General features: G+C 58.5%; 4 protein-coding genes. All 4 read right to left on the reverse strand.

The genetic code is table 11. From position 1 onward, the window contains the following. Positions 1-67: 67 nt before the first annotated feature. From pcaC to pcaH, 4 genes are read right to left on the reverse strand one after another with little or no spacing between them, the layout of a single operon-like run. On the reverse strand, positions 68-466 hold the full coding sequence (gene pcaC, locus Q0M74_RS13600) for a 4-carboxymuconolactone decarboxylase (protein WP_293955355.1): 399 nt from the start codon (positions 464-466) through the stop codon (positions 68-70). After that, positions 466-1,575 (reverse strand): 3-carboxy-cis,cis-muconate cycloisomerase, encoded by a 1,110-nt coding sequence (gene pcaB / locus Q0M74_RS13605; RefSeq protein ID WP_293955356.1) that lies wholly within the window; start codon positions 1,573-1,575, stop codon positions 466-468. The genes pcaC and pcaB overlap by 1 nt, the downstream gene beginning before the upstream one ends. Positions 1,576-1,634: 59 nt before the next feature. After that, on the reverse strand, positions 1,635-2,255 hold the full coding sequence (gene pcaG, locus Q0M74_RS13610; RefSeq protein ID WP_293955357.1) for a protocatechuate 3,4-dioxygenase subunit alpha: 621 nt from the start codon (positions 2,253-2,255) through the stop codon (positions 1,635-1,637). Positions 2,256-2,295: 40 nt separating this feature from the next. Continuing rightward, the gene (pcaH, locus tag Q0M74_RS13615; RefSeq protein ID WP_293955359.1) at positions 2,296-2,988 is read right to left on the reverse strand and encodes a protocatechuate 3,4-dioxygenase subunit beta; all 693 of its coding nucleotides are present in this window, start codon (positions 2,986-2,988) and stop codon (positions 2,296-2,298) included. Positions 2,989-3,065 lie beyond the last annotated feature (77 nt).

Consider the following 3,065-nt stretch of genomic DNA (forward strand, 5'->3'; position numbering starts at 1 on the left):
TTCAGCTCCCGGCATAGCAGGGGGTACCGATGTCATCGCCGATCAGGCTTAAGCAGAAACGCCACAATTAGTTCTCTTTCACATCCTTGACAGCTTTATCAAGCAGTTTGAAAGCATGGTTGGAATTCGGTACACCCGCATAAATAGCAGTATGGAGCAAAACCTCTCCGATGCTCTCCGCATCCACTCCGGCGCGTAGGGCAGCACGGATATGCATGTCCAGTTCACCATCATTTCCCACTGCGGTGAGAATGGCGATGGTGATCAGACGACGTTGGGTATGGTCCAGTCCCTCACGCTGCCACACATCACCCCACGCGGTGCGGGTGATGAAATCCTGAAAAGGTTGCGTCACATCCGTCTGCTTCTGCAGGGCCGCATCCACATGGGCATCTCCCAGAACTGCACGACGGTTTTTCATACCTGCGTCATAGGCCGCTGCACGACCATCCTCATACATACCCATTAGTTGTTCCTTCCATAGATGTTCAATACATGATCAGCGATGTCTGGTGCATGCCCCACATCTGTGCCACTGAGATGATCCCGCATGCGTTCGGTATCCACCACGATGCCATCCAGACTGCGCAGGGCCCTGCCCACCGCTGAAGCTGTGACCGCCCCCAGTTCCCGGATGCTCTGCCACTCCGCATGCCAACTACCGGTCCCGCGCTGGAGACGGCAGTCGAGGGCGTCGAAAAGCGTGGCCAGCAGGCCCGGCGCGCGTCGAGCATAACCATCACAGGCGATCGCGGCAGCCGGGTTCGCCTTATGCGGCATGGCAGAGCTTCCCCCCGGCTGGGCTTCCCGGAGTTCCATGACCTCGGAGGCAGATAGGAAAATGATGTCCCCGGCAATCTTGCGGACCGCACCCGCGGCGGTCGCCCAGGCGGCAGCAATCGTGGTGAGTGGGATCCGGTCACTGTGCCAGATCAGGCCGGAGTCATGCAGACCCAATTCATCGGCCAACGCCTCCTGGATGGCAAAGCCATGGGGATGGGTGGCAGTCATGGTTCCTGCCGCACCCCCATAGGACACCTCAAATTTCAGGTCCCGGAGTCCCTGCTGCACCCGCATGATGGCCTGCAGCCACCCCGCGGTGATGCAACCGAAGGTCGTCGGTACAGCCTGTTGTCCCAGGGTGTGTGCCATCATCGGAGTATCCCGATGCCGCCTTGTCAGATCCGCCAGCGTCTGTGCCAATCTCCCCAGATCCGCTGCAATCTCGTGGGAGGCATCACGCAGACAGAGCATCAGAGAGGTGTCAATGATGTCCTGGCTCGTTGCACCGGGATGGATACCGGTGGGGTTGCTGGCTTTGAGTGCCGCAACCAGTGGGATAGTCGGGTTTGCGCCCTCTGCTGATTTCCGGGCGATGTCCTCCGGATCCAATTGATAAGCGGCGATCGTCGCGCTGGCTGTGGCAGCATCCTCCGCCGAGATTGCCCCGGCCCGTGCGGCTGCCACTGATAACGCAGCCTCCACGGTGAGCAGTCCCCGGAGGAAAGCCTCATCAGAAAGGTACTGGTGCGCAGCCGAAGCTCCGGCAAGATCAGAATAGAGGGAACGGGTCATGGTTTTCTCTCAGTGTTGACTACCTGTGGTGGCTACCTAAGTCTTTTCATCCTGCTGTATCAGAGGGCGAAGAAGGGGGTTTCCTTATCAGGGGTGGAGGACTGGACTGTGATATCCAAACGGTAGCCCTTCTCCGTCCGGGTGGCGATCAATAATTCACGTCGTTGTTCCGGCACTGCCGCCAGGACGGGATCGCCACTGAGGTCCGCCTCCGGCAGGTAGGCACGGGTGTACAGTCGCTCAAGCATGCCGCGGGCGAAGACGCTGATCTTGAAGTGCGGTGCCTCATCATCGAAGGCACCCGGGGTGAGTGTGGTGAAGGTGGCGGTGCCTGTGGCATCCGCCATGGCCCGCCCGAGACCACGGAAACCATCCACGGTGGCGGGGCTGGTGCGACGTGGGTCCAGGTCAGAATTATGAATGCCATCCGGGTTTGACTGCCAGATTTCAAACATGGCATCAGCAATCGGTTCTCCGGAACCATCGACGACTGACAGGACCAGTTCCACTGCCCCCTCTGCCCCTGCATCCACCAGATTCTCTGCACCCTCCAGGGTCAGACCAATGTGGACATAGGGGCCAACGGTCTGGGAGGGGGTGATCCCAGGTTCTGCTCCGTCCTGATCAAGAATATTCGACTGCTCATAACGGAACTCGCCGTTTTTCCCTGTATCAATCATGGGATGTACTTCCTTATCTCTATGGGGTTAAAAAGGTGACCTATTCAAATGGGGTGGCGTTGCGGCCCCGGAGAACAATGTCGAATTTATAACCCAGGGCGAAGTTCTCGCGGGTCTCGTCATAATCAAAGGCGGCGATCATGCGCTCGCGTGCCCCCTTGGGCACCGCGTTGTAAATCGGATCCTGGAAGAACAACGGGTCATTGGGGAAGTACATCTGGGTGACCAGACGCTCCGTGAACTGTCGCCCATACAGTGAAAAGTGAATATGGGCGGGACGCCAGGCATTGTGGTGATTGCCCCATGGGTAATTTCCCGGCATGACGGTGTAGAAGTGGTAATGACCATCCTTGTCAGTCAGTGTGCGGGCGACACCGTTGAAGTGGGGGTCCAGCGGGGCTGGCCAGGAGTCATTCTTGTGACGGTAACGGCCTGCGGCATTGGCCTGCCAGGCTTCCACCAGGGTGTGTGGCACCGGCTTGCCGTCAAAACCGAGAACCCGACCATGGACAAAGATGCGCTGGCCGATTGCCTCGCCACCATTGACCAGGGTCATGTCATTATCAATACCGCCGAGATCGCTCTCGCCGAATAGCGGGCCGGAGCTCTCCCCGACGCGGTTGGGGATCATGATGAGGTCATTGCTGGGGTTTCTTTTAATGGTGGTGCGGTATTCGGGGAAATGGAGTGGGGAGTTCTGCCCCTGGGTCGGAGCGAAGTGTGGGAGCGACATATTTTCGAGAGCCTTTCCATGTCAGTGATTCAGGTCTCAAAGTAGGCGCTTTCCCCCGGCCGGACAAGCCGTTCGCA

It is taken from the genome of uncultured Corynebacterium sp., from assembly GCF_945649885.1.
In the GTDB taxonomy this organism is placed as follows: Bacteria; Actinomycetota; Actinomycetes; order Mycobacteriales; family Mycobacteriaceae; genus Corynebacterium.

Bases quoted from the DNA above. Each gene is read 5' to 3' on its own strand.
- pcaC (WP_293955355.1), bottom strand. From the start codon at position 466: ATGGGTATGTATGAGGATGGTCGTGCAGCGGCCTATGACGCAGGTATG.
- pcaB (WP_293955356.1), bottom strand. From the start codon at position 1,575: ATGACCCGTTCCCTCTATTCTGATCTTGCCGGAGCTTCGGCTGCGCAC.
- pcaG (WP_293955357.1), bottom strand. From the start codon at position 2,255: ATGATTGATACAGGGAAAAACGGCGAGTTCCGTTATGAGCAGTCGAAT.
- pcaH (WP_293955359.1), bottom strand. From the start codon at position 2,988: ATGTCGCTCCCACACTTCGCTCCGACCCAGGGGCAGAACTCCCCACTC.